At 42.2% G+C, this 22727-nt stretch carries 22 protein-coding genes; 19 read left to right on the forward strand and 3 right to left on the reverse strand.

The genetic code is table 11. From position 1 onward, the window contains the following. Positions 1–4 precede the first annotated feature (4 nt). From alr to N2317_04815, 11 genes are all read left to right on the forward strand, one after another. Complete coding sequence (gene alr / locus N2317_04765) at positions 5–1954, forward strand: alanine racemase (protein MCX7816805.1); 1950 nt, start codon at positions 5–7, stop codon at positions 1952–1954. Positions 1955–1966: 12 nt separating this feature from the next. Next, positions 1967–3022 (forward strand): D-alanine--D-alanine ligase, encoded by a 1056-nt coding sequence (locus N2317_04770; GenBank protein MCX7816806.1) that lies wholly within the window; start codon positions 1967–1969, stop codon positions 3020–3022. Between the two features lie 20 nt (positions 3023–3042). Next, a complete protein-coding gene (locus N2317_04775; GenBank protein ID MCX7816807.1) occupies positions 3043–3819 on the forward strand; it encodes a hypothetical protein in 777 nt (258 codons plus the stop codon). A gap of 16 nt (positions 3820–3835) precedes the next feature. After that, entirely contained in the window at positions 3836–4903 is a 1068-nt protein-coding gene (locus N2317_04780; GenBank protein ID MCX7816808.1) for a D-alanine--D-alanine ligase, read from the forward strand. A 79-nt stretch (positions 4904–4982) separates the two neighbouring features. Beyond that, on the forward strand, positions 4983–5786 hold the full coding sequence (locus N2317_04785) for an ABC transporter permease (protein MCX7816809.1): 804 nt from the start codon (positions 4983–4985) through the stop codon (positions 5784–5786). An 11-nt stretch (positions 5787–5797) separates the two neighbouring features. After that, entirely contained in the window at positions 5798–7039 is a 1242-nt protein-coding gene (locus N2317_04790; GenBank protein ID MCX7816810.1) for an ATP-binding cassette domain-containing protein, read from the forward strand. Continuing rightward, positions 7040–7495, forward strand: a complete 456-nt coding sequence (gene mlaD, locus N2317_04795; protein ID MCX7816811.1) for an outer membrane lipid asymmetry maintenance protein MlaD — start codon at positions 7040–7042, stop codon at positions 7493–7495. It begins immediately after the preceding gene. A 96-nt stretch (positions 7496–7591) separates the two neighbouring features. Further along, positions 7592–8116 carry an ABC transporter substrate-binding protein gene (locus N2317_04800; GenBank protein ID MCX7816812.1) on the forward strand — a complete coding sequence of 175 codons (525 nt, stop codon included), beginning with the start codon at positions 7592–7594 and terminating at the stop codon, positions 8114–8116. A gap of 176 nt (positions 8117–8292) precedes the next feature. Beyond that, positions 8293–8997 carry a VacJ family lipoprotein gene (locus tag N2317_04805; protein ID MCX7816813.1) on the forward strand — a complete coding sequence of 235 codons (705 nt, stop codon included), beginning with the start codon at positions 8293–8295 and terminating at the stop codon, positions 8995–8997. Between the two features lie 57 nt (positions 8998–9054). Next, a complete protein-coding gene (locus tag N2317_04810; protein ID MCX7816814.1) occupies positions 9055–9546 on the forward strand; it encodes a hypothetical protein in 492 nt (163 codons plus the stop codon). A 32-nt stretch (positions 9547–9578) separates the two neighbouring features. Next, complete coding sequence (locus N2317_04815) at positions 9579–9845, forward strand: zinc ribbon domain-containing protein (GenBank protein MCX7816815.1); 267 nt, start codon at positions 9579–9581, stop codon at positions 9843–9845. A 5-nt stretch (positions 9846–9850) separates the two neighbouring features. Here the strand turns inward: N2317_04815 and N2317_04820 are convergent, their stop codons facing one another. After that, positions 9851–10894, reverse strand: a complete 1044-nt coding sequence (locus N2317_04820; protein ID MCX7816816.1) for a hypothetical protein — start codon at positions 10892–10894, stop codon at positions 9851–9853. A gap of 287 nt (positions 10895–11181) precedes the next feature. Here N2317_04820 and thrC point away from each other — a divergent pair, with 287 nt between their 5' ends. Continuing rightward, positions 11182–12576: a threonine synthase gene (thrC, locus tag N2317_04825; GenBank protein ID MCX7816817.1), complete on the forward strand. Its 1395-nt coding sequence runs from the start codon at positions 11182–11184 to the stop codon at positions 12574–12576. 4 nt (positions 12577–12580) lie between these two features. Here thrC and N2317_04830 read toward each other — a convergent pair whose 3' ends face one another. Further along, a complete protein-coding gene (locus tag N2317_04830; protein ID MCX7816818.1) occupies positions 12581–14233 on the reverse strand; it encodes a peptide-binding protein in 1653 nt (550 codons plus the stop codon). A 319-nt stretch (positions 14234–14552) separates the two neighbouring features. Here N2317_04830 and cimA point away from each other — a divergent pair, with 319 nt between their 5' ends. The 3 genes from cimA to N2317_04845 are packed head-to-tail and all read left to right on the forward strand — an operon-like array spanning position 14553 to position 18720. After that, complete coding sequence (gene cimA, locus N2317_04835; GenBank protein MCX7816819.1) at positions 14553–16133, forward strand: citramalate synthase; 1581 nt, start codon at positions 14553–14555, stop codon at positions 16131–16133. A gap of 49 nt (positions 16134–16182) precedes the next feature. Next, a complete protein-coding gene (locus N2317_04840) occupies positions 16183–16791 on the forward strand; it encodes an L-threonylcarbamoyladenylate synthase (protein MCX7816820.1) in 609 nt (202 codons plus the stop codon). Between the two features lie 24 nt (positions 16792–16815). Continuing rightward, positions 16816–18720, forward strand: a complete 1905-nt coding sequence (locus tag N2317_04845; protein ID MCX7816821.1) for an Rne/Rng family ribonuclease — start codon at positions 16816–16818, stop codon at positions 18718–18720. Positions 18721–18730: 10 nt separating this feature from the next. On the opposite strand, the gene proC is transcribed toward N2317_04845, so the two are convergent. Further along, a complete protein-coding gene (gene proC / locus N2317_04850) occupies positions 18731–19543 on the reverse strand; it encodes a pyrroline-5-carboxylate reductase (GenBank protein ID MCX7816822.1) in 813 nt (270 codons plus the stop codon). A gap of 133 nt (positions 19544–19676) precedes the next feature. On the opposite strand from proC, the gene N2317_04855 reads away from it, so the two are divergent. The 4 genes from N2317_04855 to murJ are packed head-to-tail and all read left to right on the forward strand — an operon-like array spanning position 19677 to position 22669. Continuing rightward, entirely contained in the window at positions 19677–20456 is a 780-nt protein-coding gene (locus N2317_04855; protein MCX7816823.1) for an alpha/beta hydrolase, read from the forward strand. After that, positions 20453–20752: a YggT family protein gene (locus N2317_04860; protein MCX7816824.1), complete on the forward strand. Its 300-nt coding sequence runs from the start codon at positions 20453–20455 to the stop codon at positions 20750–20752. Before N2317_04855 ends, N2317_04860 begins: the two co-directional genes overlap by 4 nt. Position 20753: 1 nt before the next feature. Further along, positions 20754–21062, forward strand: a complete 309-nt coding sequence (locus N2317_04865) for a DUF167 domain-containing protein (protein MCX7816825.1) — start codon at positions 20754–20756, stop codon at positions 21060–21062. Positions 21063–21082: 20 nt separating this feature from the next. After that, on the forward strand, positions 21083–22669 hold the full coding sequence (murJ, locus tag N2317_04870; GenBank protein ID MCX7816826.1) for a murein biosynthesis integral membrane protein MurJ: 1587 nt from the start codon (positions 21083–21085) through the stop codon (positions 22667–22669). Positions 22670–22727 lie beyond the last annotated feature (58 nt).

Genomic DNA, 22727 nt, shown 5'->3' on the forward strand with positions numbered 1-22727 from the left:
GCTCTTGCAGAGCACGCAGAGTTACAGAAGTTGGGTAGAAGTAGATCTCGATAATTTTGCAAACAACTGGAAAGAAATAAGAAGGATCGTTGGACCTGAAGTTAAGGTTCTTCAGGTGGTCAAGGCTGATGCGTATGGTCATGGATCGATTGAAATTGCAAAGGTGGCCCTTGAGAATGGAGCATACTGTTTAGGGGTCGCGAATGCCGACGAGGGTGTGCAACTCCGTATTAGTGGAATTAGTGCTCCGATCCTCATCCTCAGTCCTTCTCCTGGGGGAGAGATTCGAGAGATAATTAAGTACAATCTGACGCCGTCAATTTCTGATATTTCATTCGCTAGAGATCTGCAAAAGGCATGTGCGAAAGCGGGGATGTGTATTCCTGTTCATGTGGAAGTTGATACAGGTATGGGGAGGGGGGGTATCCTATATAGTGAGGCTCTTAAGGTTATTAGAGAGATTGCAAGTATGCCGAATTTAACCCTGGAGGGAATATTCACCCATTTATCCTGTAGTGAGATTCGGGCGGAGTACAATGTCTATCAGTGGGAATTGTTCAGGCGTGTTCTCAAAGAGCTCGAGGCAAATAATATTAATGTTCCGATAAAGCATATGTCGAACAGTGGGGCTATTCTAAACTATCCTGAGTTTAATCTAGACATGGTACGACCCGGTTTAATGTCCTATGGAATATATCCTTCCCTGGAGACAAGAGAGCGTGCCCAGCTCCACCCCGTTATGGTTTTTAAAACGCGGATCGTTCTCATAAAGGATTTTCCGAAAGGTTACAGTATTGGTTACAACAGAACATATATAACAGAGAAGCCCTCCCGAATAGCAACGATTCCTGTGGGTTATGGTGATGGATATGGTGTGATTCTTTCAAATGCAGGTGAAGTGCTCATAAGGGGGAAAAGAGCCCCTGTGGTTGGAAGAGTCTCAATGGATATGTGCACAGTTGACGTATCCCACATACCTGGTTGTGCAGTGGGTGACGAGGTAGTCTTGATGGGATCGCAGGGTGATGAAACTATCTCTGCGTACGATATAGCTAACAGGGTAAAAACCATAACCTATGAAATACTGTGCACTCTTGGTAAGAGGGCACCTCGCGTTTTTATACAAAGGGGTAAAACTAATGCAGTGCTTCCCCGGTTAAGGAGGATTTATGTGCCAGATGAAGAGAGATCCGTTGCTAGAATAAACAGTATAATCCGTATGTGTCTCCAGGCTAGAGTACGTAATGAGGAGTTAGGTGACGCCATATACTATGAAATGTTGGAGACGCTATTTGGTAAAGAGGATCGCAGTTTGGAACTGAGAGAAAATTTTCGCTATTATATTAAAGTCTGCGACCTTATTGATGAGGACGACCCCTTAGCGAGAGGGGGTTATCTCCAGTTCACAACGATAATTGAATATCGAAAAGTTTTGAGAAACGAGAGGTTCATCATAGGTTGTGCTTTAAATAGAGAGCAGCTTGCCAGTTTCTTTGAAGATCCCCGTTGTGAGTATCGATGGCTTCTAGATGAACGTGATGTAGGGGTAAACGTAAAGAATAATTTTCGCGTTTCATCCGTAATCGTTGACAATATAGCAGTGCCAATTATTAGGAAATCATGTACCGATCGTGGTTTGGAAATCGAATGTGGAGCGGAGGAGCTGAAGAACAAAATTAATCAACTTGTAAAATTCTCTATTGAAATAGTTGCGTTAAAGTCAAAGAGCGACAATATGTTTTCTGTGTATCTGGTGTACCCGACGAGAGGTTTGGAAATTGTTTTTGATCATGAGGGATCGAGTCTGCGCAATGTACGGGAGGTGAGTTTCTTTGCGGGTAAACGCCCATATCCGGAGGTGACGAAGTTGCCAAATAAATCCATAAGGATATACATACCAGATGATAACTGGATTTTCCCCAACAGTGGTGTGACTTTTGTATGGGAGGTGTAAGGGTATAAGAGAATGAAGAGATTGCGAGTGGGTATAATACTGGGAGGTATGTCTTCAGAAAGAGAGGTTTCGTTGAACAGTGGTAGAAACGTTTTCGACAATATGGATAGGGAGAAGTACGATCCCATTCCTGTATTTATGGATATGAAGGGCAAATTCTGGGTTCTTCCCTGGCAGTTGATTTCTCAGAACACAACGACGGACATTTCAGAGAGATTGGCAAAGGAGGCACGACCTATAGCTTACGAAGATCTCAAAGAAGAAGTGGATTTTGCCTTTTTATGTCTCCATGGAAAGTATGGAGATGACGGATGCATTCAAGGATTGCTTGAACTTCTCGGTATTCCTTATACTGGACCTGGGATTTTAGCTTCCGCATTGGGGATGGACAAACATATTCAGCAAAGTATCCTCAAGTTTTCTGGTGTTGATGTTCCGGAGAGTCTTCTCATTGAGGAACGTGAATGGAGGGAGAATTCCGAAAGAGTTAAAAAGGCACTTTTGGATAAGTTTTCTCTGCCTTTTTTCGTAAAACCGACCAGAGAGGGTTCCAGTGTAGGGGTTTCTGCTGTGCGAAAGGAAGATGACATATCACCCGCACTGGAGGCCGCGTTCAAGTGGGATTCGAGAATCCTGGCAGAAGAATATCTAGACGGAATAGAATTTTCTTGCATTATCCTAGAAGAAGGTGACCAACTAAGGGTTCTCGATGTAACGGAAATTCATCCCCAGAGCGAATTTTACACTTACGACGACAAGTATATGCCGGGTAGGTGTAGGAAGTTCACGCCTCCCAAAAATATACCTAGGGAAGTGACAGAGAGAATAAAGGAAGAAGCAATAAAGGCGTACAGAGCCCTGGGATTTAGATCATATGGCAGAATTGATGGTTTTGTGTTAAAGGATGGGCGCATTTTAATTACGGACCCCAACTCATCATCTGGAATGGCACCTTCTTCCTTTTTCTTTGAGCAGGCAGCTAATGCAGGAATGTTACCTTCTATGATTATTAGTGCGCTTATTGAAAATTCATTGGCTATACACAGAGAGAAAAGGGGTCCTTTATAAGAAAATTTGGAGGATTGAAGATGAAAAAAAGACAAAAAGCTATCATGTGGTTATGTTTGGTTGTATCTTTTTTTGTCGTTCCGTATGCTGACGCGTTTGAAATAGGCGTTCGGGGTTATCTCTGGTTGCCCGATTTGAAAACAGCGGATGTTAAAACCATTCAAAACGGCATAGAAGGATCGTATATGGATGCTAAGGAGCTTTTAGGACTCGGCAAAAAGATGAACTTTGCAGGTGAGATTTACGGCGGGATTGGGAGGCACCATGGTAGCATTATGTACACAACTGCTGGATTTTCGGATAACACTGTTCTCACGGCAGATGTAGTTTTCAATGGGGTGAAATTCAGTAAAAGTACGAATGTGAAGAGTGATTATTCGTATGACATGCTCGATCTTAAATATCAGTACGATATTATCAACATGGAGAATCTACTAGCTGGTTTTTCTTTAGGGCCGATTTTGCAAGGAAAGTTCGTTTCCGGTGAATTGAAATTGAATTCGGCGACAACGGGTGATCAGAGAAGAACTTACAACTCTGTTTTTCCCATGGTGGGTGTTGGTGCTCATATTGGTTTGGTTGCCAATTTGCTGGAGGCAAGGGTTCAGGTCACAGGTGGAGGTTACGGGAGTGATAATTATTCACTTGAGGGGCTCGCAGATGTGTCGGTTTCTCCTTTACCTTTTGTTGATATAAATGTTGGCTATAGAATAGTGAAAATTTTCGTGGACAAGAATGACTTCAAAATGGATCAGTTTTTCAGTGGGCCATACTTGGGATTAACAGTTGGGTTTTAATAAAAGGGTACCTCTTATGGTGGAGAAAGAGAGAAAAAAACTTGTTGTCGGTGTTATTATGGGGGGACTCTCCTCGGAGAAAGAGGTGTCACTAGAAAGTGGCAGGAATATTTACAGCAAAATGGATCGTAGTTTATTTGAGCCTATACCAATTTTTATGGATAGCAAAGCACGGCTCTGGGAGATCCCCCTTAAGCTTTTGATGCGTAACTGCACTAAAGATATCGAGGAAGATTTGGAAACGGAGGCAAAAAGGATTCCCTATGAAGCCCTAAAGGATAGGGTGGACATCGTTTATTTTGGTCTTCACGGTAAATACGGTGAAGATGGGTGCATGCAGGGGCTTTTGGAACTTTTGGGTATTCCATATACTGGGTCAGGTGTGCTGTCATCTGCTATCGGTATGGATAAGTACATGACAAGGAAAATCCTAACCATGAGAGGTATTGATGTACCAAAATCCACGATCGTAGAGAGGAAGAAGTGGGAGAGTAGTGAGAAGGAGATGATTTTGAAACTCATTGAAGAGGAAATTAAGTACCCCTGCGTTGTTAAGCCGACCCGAGAAGGCTGTAGTACAGCAGTGAAAAAAGTTGTGTCATCAGAGGGGATACCCTCGGCTCTTGAAGGAGCTTTTGAGTGGGACAATATTGCATTGGTAGAGGAGTTTATCGAGGGCATAGAGGTGACCTGCGGAGTTTTAGGGCATGATCCACCTATGGCCCTGATTCCCTCTGAGACGATCCCGACTGAAGATATTCTGACCCTGGAAGATAAATTTCTCTACGGTCAAGGGGAAAACAAAACTCCTGCTCGTGTACCTGAGGAAGTTCTGAAGAGGATTCAGGACACCGCCGTGGCAACTTTTCAAGCTCTTGATCTTAAGTGTTACGCGCGAATTGATATGTTTGTTCGCAAAGATGGCCGAGTCGCCGTACTTGAGGCCAACACGTTGCCGGGGATGACTCCGGCGACGGTTTTGTTTCATCAAGCTGCTGCTTTGGGGATCAGTCAAACTGATCTCATCACTAGGGTAATAGAGGCTGCTTTAGATGCTCATGCAAAGAAAAAAGGACCTCTATGAGGTAGTTAGTAAGATCTTTATCGTTTTACAGACAGCGCCATATATGTCTTAAGATTTCATTTGGTTTCCGAGGATTGGAATGAGGTTGTTTGTTTTCTTGTCAAGACCCTTTGTTACTGTGGGAAGCGCGGCGATCGAATGGGTAAACAGTTTAGGTGTGGCGGGTATTTTTCTTGTAATGGCCTTCGTAAAGATTTTCCGTCCTAAACAGTTCAGCAAAATTGTTCACCAGATATATATAATCGGCGCCAGATCTACTATGATTATTATGCTTGTAGGATTGTTCACGGGAATGGTTTTAGGATTGCAATCGTACCATGCCCTTGTAAAGGTTGGAGCTCAAGGGGCTCTCGGTACGTTGGTTGCCCTCTCACTAGTAAGGGAGCTCGGACCGGTTCTTGCCGCTATAATGATCACGGCTAGAGCGGGGTCGGCAATGACTGCAGAAATAGGTATACAGCGTATCTCAGAGCAGATTGATGCTCTTTTAACAATGCGTATAGATCCTCTAGGTTTTTTGGTGAGTCCCAGATTGGCAGCCTCTATAGTATGTTTTCCCATATTAACTGCGGTATTTGATCTAATAGGGATTATGGGTGGTTTCATATCGGGAGTTTTGATTTTGGGGGCAAATGCGGGGACGTATTTTTATCGGGTTCAAACTAGTACGGATCTTAAGGATGTTACGGACGGTTTTATAAAGGCGTTAGTTTTTGCAATAATTGTGGCAACTGTATGTTGTTATCAGGGTTACTATGTGCACCAGAGAAAGGACAGTAAAGGGGCTAAGGCGGTTGGCATTGCTACGACTTCGGCTGTGGTTATATCCTGTGTGCTCATTCTTATCGCTGATTATGTGATTACTTCGCTTCTTCTGAAATAGGGGTTGTTTTTATGGTAACGCCTCTCATTGAATTCAGGGATGTCACGAAGCGGTTTGGCGATAAGGTTGTGCTTGATAGAGTGAATTTAAAAATATACGAGGGAGAAGTGACGACAATTATTGGGCTAAGCGGTGCCGGGAAGAGTGTTCTGCTTAAACACATAATCGGTCTTCTTAAACCTGACGAAGGGATGATACTTTTTCGGGGCAAACCTTTGAACGAAATGGGAAGAAGTGAAGTTATTAATAGTTTTGGAAAAATCAGTTACATGTTTCAGGGTAATGCCCTTTTCGACTCATTGACGGTTTATGAGAACATTGCGTTACCACTTAGGGAAACCACAAAGCTTAGTAAAGCAGAAATTGACAAACGAGTTATGCGAAGGGTGGAACAGATGGAGCTTATGGATGCTGTGTACAAGTATCCATCTGAACTCTCAGGAGGTATGCAGAAGAGAGTAGCCCTCGCCAGGGCTTTGGTAACTGATCCTAATATCGTGTTATTCGACGAGCCCACGACGGGGCAGGATCCAGTAAGAAAGAATGCTATACTGACGATGATCGCTCAGTACCAGAAGAGGTTTGGTTTCACAGCCGTTCTTGTAAGTCACGATATACCGGATGTTTACTTTATATCGAATAGGATTCTCGCCCTGTATGATGGGCAGATCGTATTTCAAGGTACACCAGAGGAGCTCGAGAATTTTGATCACCCATTTTCCGATGAGGTGATTCGTAGCCTTGAAGAATTACAGAAAGAACTTACGGGATTATACAGTCTTCGACAATTCAAAATGCAGTATCTTTCCCAACTGGCAAGTGGTGAGAGAAAAGGTGTTTACTCAATTATAGTATTTGAATTTTCCGGTTTGGATGAGATATCTGAAGTCGCAGATCAAGAAGCTGTACATACATTATTGAACCAGTTTGGAAAACAGATAGGAGGTTTTTTTGGTCCTCTCGCTGGTTTCTCAGCCAGGTATGGAAAGGACACCTATGTTACGGCCCTTCCTTATGCCACGTTCGAGGAGACCAGAATGGCTGTAGAGGATCTAATAACTGAACTTGAAAAAAGAGATATAGGTCCCTTTACTATTGAGCGGATCTCTGACCTAAAAAAGATTGTAGGGGTAGAATTTTTTGTCGGTATAGCCCATGGGGATCCTCTTACTGACTTAACATCGGTGATCCACAGTGCAAGGTCCCAGAGGGAGTTAAAAGCTGTTTTTCGGTGTAATGTGCGGGGGTGCTAAATGCAAAGGTATAGGATAGAGATGATTGTTGGCATCTTTATAGTGTTCGGCATTATTTGTATAGGATATATGACAGTGAAACTTGGAGATGTTTCCTTTATTAGTGACAATTATTATCCGCTGTACGCCAAATTTACCTCTGTTACTGGTTTGAGGGTGGGAAGTCCAGTACGTATGCTAGGTATAGACATAGGCAGAGTGGAAAGCCTCAAAATGGATCAGGAAAATCAGCAGGCCGTTGTGGAGATACGTATTCAGAAGGATATAAAGGTATATGATGATGCTGTGGCATCCATTAAAACTGAAGGACTTATCGGAGATAAATACTTAAGCATTGATCCTGGAGGTTCGGGTAATGTTCTTTTGCCGGGAAGTTATATAACACAAACGCAACCTGCGGTAGATATAGCAGATTTGATAGGCAAATATGCTTTTGGGGAGTTAAGAAAAGATTAAAAGGGGTCTTTTCACATGATGGTTAGAGCTTTTAGCTTTATTTTTTCATTTGTCTTATTATTTTTTTTGCCCTTTTCGGCATATTGCGGAGATCCAATGGATTTCGTGCAAAAGAATGTCAATCGAGCACTTGATGTTGTTCGTGATCCTACGTTGAAGGGGGAAGTTGCAAAAAAGAAGAAGCGCGATAAACTTCATGCCATTTACGAAGACGCTTTTGATAAAGAGGAATTTTCTCGGAGAACGCTGGGAAAGGATTGGAGCAGGTTTAACGAGGATCAACGTAAGCGGTTTGTTGAACTTTATCAGAAACTGTTGGAAAATGTTTACTCTGATAAAATTCTCTCTTATGAATACAAAGATGAGAAAGTGATGTTCGATCGGGAAATCATTCATTCTCCTAATTTTGCAGAAGTGTATACTAGGGTTATAACACCTTCGAAGGTTATTCCCGTCTCCTACCGGTTAATCCAGAAGGGGGGTAGATGGAAGATATATGATGTGACTATCGAGAATGTAAGTCTTATTCAGAATTACAAAACACAGTTTCGCGAGCTTCTCGCGAAGAATACCCCTGACCAATTTCTCAATATACTAGAGGAAAAGGTCAAGGGTAAGTGAGATATATGTTCATATTGAATTGGACTACCCGGCTTGTTTTTTTAACGGTTCTAGTTGTGTCATTTATTTTTTCTGGTGCGTTTTTTATTAAAATTCACCCTTGCGCGTGTGCAGAAGAAAAGGTTTCCCATAATGAACGATCCTTACATCAAGTACCTGAGGAACCTCCCTCCATCGTGAAACAGATAGAGAATGCGAGAGATATAGACACTGAGGAAGAAGAACGTATAGAAATCCCTGATCCATTGGAACCGTTCAACCGTGTGATGTTTACCTTTAACGATAAACTGTATTTCTTTGTCCTTAAGCCCATTGCCCAAGGTTATAGTAAGGTTTTGCCGGAGAAAGTGCGTGTCTGTGTGAAAAATTTCTTTTCTAATATTTTGTTTCCTGTGCGTTTAGTCAATTGTTTTTTACAAGGAAATGCCGAAGGTGTTGCAGCGGAACTGGCGAGATTTACTGCAAATACAGTATTTGGGTTGGGGGGGGTTATTGACTTTGCCTCTAGGGAAGACATAAATATACCCAAGTGCGATGAGGATTTTGGTCAAACATTAGGATCCTATGGTCTGGGACCTGGTTTTTATATAAACTGGCCCTTCTTAGGTCCTTCGAGCCCCCGAGATACTGTAGGGTGGATTGGTGATTCTCTCCTTTATCCTTTTCAGTACGTAAAACCGTGGTATGTGTCGATAACGACAAAGGTATACGACAAGGTAAACGACACCTCACTTAGAATTGGTGATTATGAAGCTCTCAAAGAGGCAGCTGTGGATCCTTATGTAGCTGTTCGAGATGCTTACGCCCAGTACCGGTACCAAAAAATAAAGGAGAAAATCATAAAGAACCAAATGCAAATAAGGGAAGGTTATGCTCCTTGACAGAAGCGGGGATGTGTTTTTATTTTTTACTGAGAGAACGCGGAAGAGTTTTGGTAAGTGCGGCGTTACTTTAATTTTGAAGAAATGAGAATAGTCGGACAGTCATTCTATAAAGCAGAGCGGATTGTGTGCGATTTTTACCGTTTAAAACACCACGAGATGAAAACGCTCCAGTACGATGTGTGTACTTTAGCTTTCTTAAAGAAGGATGAGTTTAAGGAAGATGTATTTGCCCATCTTTGCAGATACGAGTATGTTAATGGATATTTCTACCGCATATGTATTCACGATCATAGGATACTTGATGCTGTGGCTCGAGGTCATTCATTTATAAAATTTGCTCCTCTTATGCTCTACATTGCTGCGCATGAGCTGGTGCATATAGTACGTTTTTACCGAGGTGAGGCGAATTTCGATGTGCCCTTTGAGGAGAGAAAAAGAGAAGAGCAAATAGTTCATAGGATAACTGGCGATCTACTTTGTCCATATGTGGACTCAGAGATGAGATTGATTTTGGATTGTTTCAGCGAAAACTACGCTCTCATCTAAGTTTCGACACAAAAACGAATGGAGGTGAGGTGATGCCAATCTACGAGTACCGCTGCAAAAAGTGTGGTAGAGAATTCGAACTTTTTCAGAAGATCACCGATGTAACCGTTCCTTCATGTAAATTTTGTCAAGGTCCTGTTGAGAAACTTATTTCCCTTTCATCATTCCATCTTAAGGGTACAGGGTGGTACGTAACGGACTATGGTGGAAAGAAGACCTCTGGAAGCGAAGGTAAACCGGGTCAGTTGCAATCGGAGAGTGGATCCGAAAAAGCGGCGGATACTAATAAAGATGATTAAGACCGTTACTTTTGATTATTTATCTTTTTGCGGCGAAGTCGGTTAGCGAGGAATTGTTCGACCTCCTCCTGTCCGAGTTCCTTAGTTAGGATGTCTCTTAGATTCTCGAGGGGAATTTCTACGCGGGCGGCGCTCCGATGGCCGCCCGCATTTCCGAATTTACCAAAAGCTTCGCTGGCAATGGTTCCACAGTTGTGCCGATAACCGTCTCCTCTGAAAATGATTATCATCCTGTCTTTAATTATTCCGGCAACTACAACGTAATAAATATTTATTATTCTAAGATAAAAGTCCGCCACTTGTACACAGACATCAGGACTTTCGACCCTGCCAAGGAAGCAGATAATCCTGTCTCGGTAGCGTCGACGGTGGAAAAACGCGTATTCAAAATAACGTAAGTATCTTTCCGGAATCTGATTTAACTCAATTCGCCTTATTAACTGTCTGTTGGCGCGGTTGAAACATAAATAGTAGGCGCTTATATCCTGGAAAGTCGCTTCTCTGTCGAAGTTGTTAGTATCGGACTTTATACCGTAAAAAAGAGCTGTATATAGTGTTCTAGATATCCTAATTTTGGACGCTAGAAGGTATTCGAGTAAGATCGTGGAAAGGGCACCGTATTCTGTTCTCACATCGGCAAGTTCAGCATGCCATACGGAATTAACGGGGTGGTGATCGATTACAATCTGAGGCTGTACCCCCGCTAGTAGATTGCCGAAGAAGGTTGGTTGTGCATCCACGATGGCGACTAGTCGATACTCCTTGATATTTACTTTACTGAGGGGCAAAATATTAATTTTCATGGCTTTGATGAACTCTAAATTTTGCTGTCTACGGATCGGCTCTGTGGAAACGAGAACGGATTTTGAAAGTCCTACTGTTTTTTTGAACAATTCTTGTATCGCCATGGCTGAGGCTATGGCATCTGGGTCTGGGCTTCCATACATGAGCACGGCAAGTGAGTCGTTAGTTCTGGCCATGGACTTTAGTTTGAAAACGTTAAAAATAGTTTCTTCCTTCCGGGTTAACAGAGCTTCTATGGTTTTCACTGATTGCTAAACCTCTTTTTTGGAATATATTTAGATATACCATCAAGTTGAGGATCTCCTAAGCGTCTTCCCTTGGGCAGGACGATTTGTTTCAGGGATACAGATGCATGAAGTGTGTTTTGTATTTAGGTTAACGATGTTGGGTGTATGCTTTTTCATTTGCTTTCAATCAAGTTTGGTAGGAATTTTAAAAGAATCTTTTTCTTTGTCAAGATTATGTGAAAATAATTTGGTTCATTTTTGTTGTGCCTTGACAATAGCTGTAGCCATGTCCTAAATAAGACACCATGATAAGATACTATAGTACCAATCGGAATATATCAGGGCTCTCTGGGATTAAGCCCTTCTCTAAACTTGTGAGTTTTCGAGAAGCTTTATTGATGGGCCAGGCTCCAGATGAAGGTCTTTTTATGCCTGATAGTATCCCAAACCTCGATCTAAGAGAGGTTATGAGGCTCAAAGGTAAACCTTATACTGAGGCCGCTTTAGCAGTACTCTATGCTTTTTTGGAAGATGAGATCTCACGAGATGTTCTTCGGGATGCTGTGGAGGATGCTTACAATTTTCCAGTGCCTCTGGAAAAAGTTTCCGAAAAGGTATTCATAATGAGGCTTGATCAGGGACCAACAGCTTCTTTTAAGGATTTTGCGGCCCGGATGATGGCTCGGCTAATGAGCATTTTTAGGGGAGGCGAGGAAAGACTTCGCGTGCTTGTTGCGACATCTGGAGATACTGGTAGTGCGGTAGGGGAGGCATATAAGGGTGTTCCTGGGATTGATGTAATGATACTTTATCCGCAAAAGGAAGTAAGTCTCAGGCAGAAGAGGCAGCTTGACGGCATAGGTGGTAATGTTCGCGCTGTTGCTGTTGATGGTAAATTTGACGATTGTCAGAATCTGGTAAAAGAAGCTTTTGGTGATCCTTCTTTAACCTTTCTAAATCTAACTTCGGCAAATTCGATTAATGTTGGCAGGATTCTGCCGCAGATTATTTATTATGTTTATGCCTATGCCCAGCTTGCCTCTGAGGGCGAAGAGATTATCTTTTCTGTCCCTTCTGGTAATTTTGGTAATGCTTTAGGATGTGAGTTGGCACGAAGGATGGGAGTTCCTATTAGAAAGTTGATTATGCCCACCAATGAAAATGATGAGTTCCCTCGTTATTTGAAAACGGGTGTTTATGAGAAAGTGTCACCCTCAAAATCTTGTATATCATCAGCGATGAATGTGGGACATCCGAGCAATCTGGCCCGTTTTTTTGATCTCTACGGAGGGACGATAGATCGCAACGGCAGGGTCTACCGCTACCCCAATCGTGATGAAATGAGGAAGTACATTTATTCGGTGAGCGTATCGGACGAAGAAACCAAGAGAACCATAATTGAGGTTTTTAATAAATATGGAGTTCTTCTGGAACCCCATGGGGCGGTGGGTTGGAGAGGACTAGAATTCTACTTAGAAGATACCGGTGATGATGCTTTGGCTGTTGTTTTGGAAACAGCCCATCCTGCAAAGTTTCCAGAAGTAATACGCGAACTTTTGGGGTTTGATCCAGAGATGCCACCCAGCTTGAAAGGTATAGATGAGAGACAGGGGGAGTGTTTTCATATACCCGCCGATTACAGGGCCTTTAAGGATTTTCTCCTCACATTTGGGGTTTCGGGAGGATGCTTAAGCACATAAGGGATTACTGCGTCATCACGTAGCGCTGCTCTTCTTTTGGTACATACCACTTGATGAAGTTGTGCATAATACCTTGTGGAGCTGGTTCCACACCACGGAAGCGTTTGTGGACAATCGGTAATGCGTCAGGTATGAAAAGGAAAAGATAAGGTTGTTCTTCCGCGAGGATCTCCTGGATGCGATTGTAATAGAGTTTTCTCTTTTTCTGGTCAAAAGTGCTGCGCCCTTTCTCTATAAGTTCATCCACCTCTCTGTTTCGAAAGGAAATGAAATTAAGTTCGTATGGTCCGGTTTTACTTGAGTGCCACACATCAAAAAGATCAGGGTCAGGTGGTATTGTCCAGCCCAGTATGACGGCGTCGAATTTTCTCTTCCCAATAAAGTCGTTCACCAATGCGGCCCACTCAAGAACTCTTATCTTTACTGCAATGCCCACCTCACCAAGGCGTTTCTGAATTATTTCTGCACATTTGATTCGGACCTCGTTTCCCTGGTTTGTTATTATTTCAAACTCAAAAGGCTTCCCATTTTTATCCAGAATACCGTCACCGTTTGTATCAACCCAACCTGCTTTTGCTAAGAGTTCTCTTGCTTTTGTTGGATCGTAAGGGTATCGTTTTACATCTGGATTGTATGCCCACATATCTGGTTTGTAAGGACCAGTTGCTTCGTGGCCCAAACCTAACAGAACTCCTTGAATTATCTCTTCTTTGTTTATAGCGTGAGCTATGGCCTGTCTAACAGTTCTGTCTTTGAAGAGAGGATTTTGAAGGTTATAGCCTAGGTATACGTATGAAGAAGACAGATATCGGTACTTGTTGAAATTTTTTCTAAAAAGATTGTTTTCGGTTTGTCTGCGATACTGGAGTGGAGTGAGGCCCATTTGGTCTATGCCATTTGCCCTCAGTTCAAGGAACATCGTTGCAGAATCGGGAATCACCCTCATTACGTATCCATCTATATACGGTCTACCCTCAAAGTAGTCTTTGTTTGAGGAAAGAACTATTTTCTGTCCTCCAACCCACTGCTTGAAGCAGTACGGTCCTGTTCCAATGGGATGTCTTGCCAGGGGGGATGTTGTTATATCTTTACCTTCTAGAAGATGTTTGGGTAAGATGGAAATGTTCCAGCTCATAAGGGCAGGTGCGAAGGGTTTTTCATAAGTCACACGGAATGTGTAGTCGTCTAACGCTTCAGCCCTCTTAACTTTTTGGAAATCACCTGCGTATGGAGTGGGTGTGGATGGATCTGTCAAAAGCTTGTATGTGAAAAGTGCGTCCTGGGCTGTTAAAGGATACCCATCGTGCCATCTTACGTTTTTTCTTAGGTGGAATGTTATCGTTAATCCATTCTTTGATATATTCCAGGATTCAGCTAGATCCCCTACAATATTGAGATTTTTGTCGTATTTGACAAGGCCGTTGTAAATGAGACCAGCGATTTGATGAGATGTGCTATCGGATGCCAGTATGGGGATAAGATTAGTAGCGTCTCCGAGTGAACCAACTACGATTAAATCACCGTATGCTGGTGAAAATTCAGTGACAATTTTTTCATTTTGGGTTTTTTCTGGAGCACCACATGAAATGGTGATTGAAAAAATAAGTAGCATAATGAAAAAGATGTGTTTTTTGTATGTTGATATTTCTGTGTTCACGCTTTGAAGAAACTTATTGCCGAAAGTCATATGGGGTTCTTTGCTTTTTTCCGGTTAAGAGATTTTTAATGTGTTTCTATATTAGATTAATCCTAATCTCAAAAGGTTTTTGATTTGACAATGCCTTTATTTTTTTATATAAGTTAGCACCAGTAAGAATTAGACTATGCGTTATTTTACGATTTCCATAATGATTTGCGGGTGCATAATTAGGCCACAAAATAGGGGGCCTGATGAGGCGCGATAGTGTTCTTTTTTAGAATATAAAGATCCGCCGTCAGGCCCTTCCTGGCGGCGGATCTTTTTAGGAGGTATGCCTATGTCATTCGATGTGATAGTCTATGACACAACACTACGAGATGGGACGCAGGGTGAATCCATCAGTTTTACTGCGGAAGAAAAACTGAGAATTGCGTGTTTTTTGGATGAACTTGGATTCCATTACATTGAAGGGGGTTGGCCAGGATCGAACCCAAAAGATGCCCGATTCTTCGAAATGGCAAAAACCGTCCATTTTAAGAACGCAAAATTAACAGCATTTGGAAGTACAAGAAGATCCGATTTGAGCGTGCATGATTGCCCCAATATAAGAGCTTTACTAGCTGCGGAAACTCCTACGGTTACCATTTTTGGAAAAACGTGGGATCTTCATGTAACAGAGGTCCTTAATGTTTCTTTAGACGAGAATATAAGGATGATTCGAGAAACGGTAACTTTTCTCAAGGACAGGGGAAAGGAAGTCATCTATGATGCAGAGCATTTTTTTGATGGGTTTAAAGAAAATCCTTCTTATGCTGAGAAAACTATCATAACCGCTTTGGAAGCTGGTGCGGATATGATTGTGCTGTGCGATACCAATGGTGGAAGTCTTCCCTATGAAGTGGAGGACATTGTGAGAAAGGTAAAAGAAATTGTTCCGTGCAAAAAACTTGGAATACACGCCCATAATGATGGAGGTCTGGCTGTTGCGAATACGTTAACTGCGGTACTTTGCGGCGCAAGTATGGTTCAGGGGACGGTTAATGGGTACGGAGAAAGGTGTGGTAATGCGGATATCATTTCAGTAATTGCTAATTTGCAGTTGAAAATGGGAAAACGATGTCTTTCAGATGATGCACTGTCGAAACTCACGAAATTGTCAAATTTCGTGAGTGACATTGCGAATGTACCACCACTGAACTCACGGCCTTTTGTGGGTAAGAGTGCTTTTGCGCATAAAGGTGGAGTTCATGTGAGTGCTATAATAAAGAACAGACGGGCATATGAACACATTGACCCCCGTTTGGTGGGTAACATGCAAAGGGTTATTGTTTCTGATCTTTCTGGTAAGAGCAACATTGAGTACAAAGCAAAGGAATTGGGTATTGATTTAGGATCCAATAGTGATTTGAGTAGAAAAATTGTGGAGGAAATTAAAAAGTTGGAAGACGAAGGTTTTTCTTTCGATGCTGCTGATGGTTCTCTTTCCTTGCTCGTTAAAAAACTGGCTGGTCAATTTAGAGAGCCTTTTACGTTGGAACGTTTCAGCGTGATTTCTTCAAAAACAGCCAACCACCCATCGCATGCTCAGGCTGTGATTAAAATTTCTGTTGGTGATGAGGAAGAATTAACCGCGGCGGAGGGGAATGGGCCAATAAATGCCCTGGACAATGCTTTGAGGAAAGCTCTTTTAAAATTCTATCCAAGACTGAAAGAGATGCATCTGACAGATTTTAAGGTTCGCATCGTTGAAGGGAGCGAGGGGACAGCTGCAAAGGTACAAGTATCTATTGAGTCACAGGATGGTGAAGAAACCTGGAGCACCATAGGGGTTTCTGAAAACATTATAGAGGCAAGTTGGTTTGCCTTGGTGGATAGTATACATTACAAATTGGAAAAAGATGAGCGGAAAAAGGTTTGAGTAGTTTCGCTTTGTTGTAAAATCGAATAATTTCTGGTACTGGTGATTCATGATAATTGCTATAAACAGTCAAAACCCACAGTTGCGTCTCATCAGAAAGGTTGTGGAATGCCTGAAGGCAGGGGGAATAATTATATATCCCACCGACACAGTATACGGACTAGGTTGTGATTTATTAAATAAGCGGGGTATAGAAAGAATATACGAAATCAAGAGAAAAAGTAAAAAGCAACCTCTGAGTTTTGTTTGTGCTGACCTTAAGCATCTGAGCCAGTATGCTATAGTTTCTGATTTTGCCTACAGGGTTATGCGCCGATATTTACCAGGTCCGTACACTTTTATTTTGCCCGCCTCTCGGTTGGTTCCCAAGATTATTTTACCAAAGAGACAAACTACGGGAATTCGGGTTCCTGATCATCAGATATGCCTTGCAATTGTTCGTGAATTGGGACGTCCGATAATCAGTACGAGTGTAAAAAATGAAGAAGGGGAGTTAATGAATGATCCGATATTGGTTCATGACAGATTCAAACACCATGTAGACTTGGTCATTGATGGCGGGATAATTCCAGCTCAACCATCAACGGTAATTAGCCTTATCGATGATACAGTAGAAGTGGTTAGGATTGGAAAGGGTGATGTGAGGTCGTTTTTGTAAAATGTGTGAGGGAATAATCTGGCTATGAAAAAAGTAATGCTGATAAACGCTGTGCATCCAGAGCAGAAAAGAATGGCTATTGTTGAGAATGGAAGGCTTGTAGAATACAATGTTCAGATGTCTGTTCGAGAAAATATAACGGGTAACATTTACAAAGGTATTGTTATGAAAGTTGAAAAAGGGCTGCACGCAGCTTTTGTTAACTATGGTGGAAGGAAAGATGGTTTTTTGCCCCTCAAGGATGTTAGTCCAGAGTATTTTCGTGTTGTTGGTGAAGGTTCTGAAGATGGGAGACGTTACCATACTCTGCTCAGACCAGGACAGGAAGTGTTAGTTCAGGTTTTAAGAGACGTTGGTGAGAAAAAAGGGGCTCTTCTTACAACGTATATTTCTCTTCCCGGAAGATATCTAGTTTTACTTCCAAACAAATCAAGTGCTGGGATTTCCCGTAAGATCGAAGGAGAGGAAGATCGACGCAGATTGAGAGAAATAATGAGCCAAATTAATTTGGAAGAGGGGATGGGGTTTATTGTACGAACGGCGGGAATCAGCCGCACAAAACAGGAATTGCTTAGAGATTACCAACACCTGTATCGTTTATGGAAGCAAATACAGAAATTGGCTAGGGAATTACCCGCTCCAGCTCTTATATATCAGGAAAGTGATTTTGGCATCAGATCTTTACGTGATTACTATACAAGTGACATCGAGGCAATCTGGGTTGATGATATTGAAACTTTTCGTAAGATGAGAGAGTATTTGAGGATTGTTTCACCCCGTAACCAGAATATAATCAAGCTGTATGTGGAGAAGATTCCTATTTTCGATAAATACGAGATTGAGGAACAGGTTAATCAGATCTACCAGGAAAGGGTGAATCTAAGATCTGGGGGTTACATAGTTATAAAGCCGACGGAGGCAATGACAACTATAGACGTAAATTCTGGAAAGGCGTCCAACAAGAAAAATATTGAGGAGACAGCTTTTCGAACAAATTTGGAGGCAGCAGAGGAGATAGCAAGACAGCTTCGGCTTCGCGATATAGGTGGTTTGATTGCTATAGACTTTATTGATATGAAAGATAGGTATCACCGGCAAGAAGTGGAAAGGGCATTTAAAAGGGCCATTAGTTTGGACAGGGCCAGAATACAGATGTTAAAGATCTCTAAATTTGGGATACTAGAGTTGTCCCGTCAGAGAAGGCATTCAAATATTCAGGAGATATGTTTTGTTTCTTGTCCTCACTGCAAAGGAACTGGGTTACGCCCCACGGTGGAATATTTAGCTCTCGGGGTTTTCAGGAAAATTGAGTCAAAAGCCGTAACCGGTGAATATACTGCTCTTAAAGTTTCCCTTCCACTTGCCATTGCGGATTATCTTTTGAATAATAAGCGGAGCGAATTGCTTGGGCTTGAAGCTGAATATGGAATGTCAATTCGAATCTCTGGAAACCTGGATTTATCCTGGGATGAGGTGCGTATAGAATGCATAGAAAGAGATGGGTTGATGCTCAATGATGGTGATTTAAGCGACATGGGTTTAGCTGGAGTTCAAAGTGACTTTGATTTGTGGAACACAGAAACAGAGTGTGGGCGATTGGCGGATGCGTTTGAGGTAACACACGAAAGTAAGCATAACAAGAAACATCCACGGAGGATGGAAAGGGGATCTACCTTACATAGTGATACAAATTCCGCTTACCAAGTTGTGTGTTCTTTCCCTGGACAGGATGACTTCGTGCCGGAGGACATGGATTATTATGTCTCCCAAGACAATGCGAAATCAGAATGTAAAGAGTTACCCCACGAATCAGAATGTGGAGATCTACCCACCACAGAGTCTGTAGTTACAGCATCTAAAAGTCCGGATAGGAAAGGGCGGAAGAGAAGGACTTTAGATAAGTGGGAAGGATCTCCTACAAAAGTGTAATCCCAACTTTTTATGTTCCTAGAGTACGAGATCTAAGTGTTGCTGCTTCCACTGCAGCCATCAGCGCTGCCCGAATTCCTTTCTCTTCCATTGCTCTGATACCAGCAATGGTGGTTCCACCTGGGGAGGTGACCATATCTTTCAGCTGACCTGTGTGGTAGTTTCCTTTTAATACCATGCGAGCTGCACCGAGTAGTGTTTGCGCCGCGAGTTTAACGGCGACATCTCTGGGAAGTCCCATCTGGACGCCTCCATCGGACAGGGCTTCGACGATAATAAAGCAATAAGCAGGTCCACTACCACTCAATCCGGTTACTGCATCCATTAGTTCCTCTTTTACAAGCACTGTTTCCCCGACTGCATCGAAAATGTAACGTGCAATGGCAAGATCGTCTGCGGTGGCATTTTCACCTGCAGATAGTGCTGTCATTCCTTCACCTACCACGAGAGGTGTATTGGGCATTGTCCTTATTATGCGCGTTTTTTTTCCCAGTTTTGATTCAATGAATCCAATCTTGATCCCAGCAGCAATGGAGATGATGAGCTTCGTTTCGTCAACGACGTCCGAGATTTCATCAAGAACTTCACCCATATTTTGGGGTTTTACCGCTAAAATGGAGATGGACGTTTCCCTGACCCCCTGACGATTATCCTTCGTTGTTCTTACACCAAATTTACTCTCTAATTCTGAAAGACGTACCTCGTCAATGTCTGTTACGTAGATGTTTGTAGCTGAAATGACGTTTTTGGAGAGCAATCCTTCAATTAGGGCACTGCCCATCTTTCCACCGCCAATAACACAAATTTTTTTGTCTGATAACATAGGTTTCACCTCCCAGTTTTTTTAATTAATTCATCAAGTGTAAGCAAGGTGTCAATGATAATTTTTGTGATTGGAGATTGCGAGATTTCCCTCAAATATGTTAGGACAGATACAAATTTCGGAGGGTCAACAAATGATAGAAAAGAGGAATGTAAAGGGAATTGAGCTTGCGTGCTGGAGAAACAGAGATGAGTGGAAAGAAGGAGATAATTTTGTGGTGTTTATTCACGGATCTGGAGGCAATCACACAAATTGGTATTACCAGTATACAGCTTTCGGCTCGCAGGTAAACGTCGCGGTTCTTGAGCTCCCAGGCCATGGAAGTTCTCAGGGCAGTGGTGAGTCAACTGTAGAGGCCTACGTTGATTGGGTTAGAGCTGCTCTGGAAACCTTTGAGATTAAGAAACCTGTACTTGTAGGGCACTCTCTCGGAGCGGCGATTGCATTGACCTATGCCATAAAGTACGGCGGAGATCTGGTGGGCATTGTGCCTGTGGGTGGTGGTGTGAAGATGCCCGTCAACCCTGAGATTCTCGAGGGATTGCTCAAGGATCCAAGACCTATTTTTGAATTTGTTGCAAAGATCTCCGTGTCTAAAAAGAATCGCGAGCGTTTTTTTGAATCTCTACTCAACGATTTCTTAAAGGTACCACCCATGATTTTTCGTGGAGATCTCATCGCGTGTAATAGGCTCGATATATCGGAAGCTGTAAAAAAGATAAATGTGGCGTCGCTAATAGTGTGTGGAGCTGAGGACAAGATGACGTCTCCTAAGCTATCTGAAGAACTAAAGGCTTCCATTCCAGGTAGCAGACTTGTTATTATAGAGGATGCTGGTCATTTTGTTATGATGGAACAAGCGCAAAAGTTCAACGAAGTTTTAGGTCAATTCATTGAGGAGCTTACCCAATGATTGCTATGAAAAACCTTCTTCTCGCTTTTTCGAAAGTACTCGATATAGTATTCACCCTTTTTATGTGGATCATAATTTTTAGGGCGGTTATATCTTGGGTGAATCCTGATCCATATAATCCATTTGTTCAATTCCTCTACAGGACTACGGAACCTGTCCTTGGCCCAATAAGGCGGGTTATGCCCTTTAGAGGGACAGGCATAGATCTATCACCTCTTGTTGCCATTTTACTCATTTATTTCTTGCAGACCTTTCTGGTGAGAACGTTAACACAGCTTGCTTTAGATGGCATGTAGGATGAAAACAAAAAAATTAGAAAAGAGTGTAACATTTAATGTAAAGGTTGTTCCTCGCTCCTCGCAAACGGAAATAGTAGGTTTCTTCGATGGTGAATTGAAAGTAAAAGTAAAGTCTCCTCCCGTTGATGGACGTGCAAATGGTGAAGTTATTTCTCTCATTGCTTCAAGTTTAGGTGTCAAGACTGAAGATGTCACAATTATAAAGGGAGAATCCGCCTCTAGAAAGGTCATCCGTGTTAAAGGTGTGGAAGGTGAAGGTCTTATAAATATTTTCAAGCATAAATTTCACCGGAAATATCAATCCTAGTTACAGTTGGTTAATTGACGATGAATGAAGTTCCCGTAAACAGGGAGAACGCTCAAATAGCTCGGGCTGCGGGAGTTGTAAGCGCCATCACAATGTTTAGTCGGATCCTTGGTTTTCTCCGGGACATGGTGGTTGCTTGTTTCTTTGGAGCGGGTTGGAAAACAGATGCTTTCTTTGTAGCTTTTAGAATACCGAATCTTTTACGCCGTCTTTTAGCGGAGGGTTCATTAACAGTTTCTTTTGTTCCCGTGTTTACGGAATATTTGAGAAATAGATCAACACGAGCGGCACTAGAACTGGCAGAAGTTGCATTCACCCTCCTTTCCATCATCCTTTTGATTGTGACTTTTCTGGGTGTTGTTTTTGCGCCCCAAATAGTGATCCTCATGGCGCCTGGATTCATGAACGTGTCCTCACAGTTCGAGCTGGCGGTCTCACTGACACGTTTTATGTTTCCTTACATCTTTTTCATATCACTTGTCGCACTATGTATGGGTGTACTGAATTCTTTTCGTCATTTTGCGGCTCCTGCTTTTTCCCCGGTTATCCTCAACGTTTCTATGATCTTGTGTGCCCTTTTTCTACGTGATTTTTTTGCCGAGCCCATCTTTGCACTTGCTATTGGTGTCATTATTGGAGGTTTCTTGCAACTTGCCATTCAGATTCCATTTCTCCTATTGAAAGGTGTAAACGTAAGACCAAATTTTACCTTCAATCATCCAGGTATTAAAAAGATTGGAAAGATGATGCTTCCTGCTGTGTTTGGAGCTGCTATCTATCAGATAAATGTTTTTGTCGGTACGATACTTGCCTCCCTGTTGCCAAAAGGTAGTGTGTCTTACCTTTATTATGCCGATAGAGTTGTGGAACTGCCCCTAGGAGTTTTCGCCATAGCTGTGGGGACTGCTGTGTTGCCTAGTTTTTCTACTCAGGTAGCACGGGGAAGCATTGAAGAAATGAAAATGACCATCTCTTTTTCGTTGAGATTGATAATGTATATAGCTATCCCTGCAACTGTGGCCATGATTTTACTCCGGGAACCAATTATTAGTGCTCTTTTTGAACGTGGAGCTTTCGATAGAATATCAACAACAAGAACGGCAGAAGCACTTTTGTTCTATTCACTTGGTCTCTGGGCGTTTTCTTCAATCAGGGTAATTACATCGGCTTTTTATTCTTTACAAGATGCGAAGACTCCAATGAATGCGGCGATCATTGCTCTTGTGATAAACATTCTCTTCAGTGTTGTTTTGATGTATCCCATGAAGCATGGGGGGCTTGCACTTGCGACGTCCATTGCATCTGCGGTAAACGTGGTAATTCTAGGAGTTAAACTGAGGGTAAAAATAGGCAGCTATCTTGATAATGCGTTCTGGTTCTCTATTTTGAAAATAGTACTTTCTTCTTCAGTAATGGGTGTTTCGCTTGTTCTTTTTGATTATCTGATACCCTGGAAGGGATGTTTATCGGTGTATCAGAAGATCTTTTACCTTTTTGGCTGTACCTTTTTGGGCTTGTTTGTTTTCATTGGTTCATCTTTGATTTTGAAGTGCCAAGAGATATCCATGATGATTGATTCACTTAAAACAAGAACTAAGACGATATAGTAGAAGTTGACTTCCAGAAATTATGATGATACGCAATCTATTAAGAATTCCAAGCGGG

The sequence above is a fragment of the Syntrophales bacterium genome, assembly GCA_026417625.1.
In the GTDB taxonomy this organism is placed as follows: Bacteria; Desulfobacterota; Syntrophia; order Syntrophales; family UBA8958; genus JAOACW01.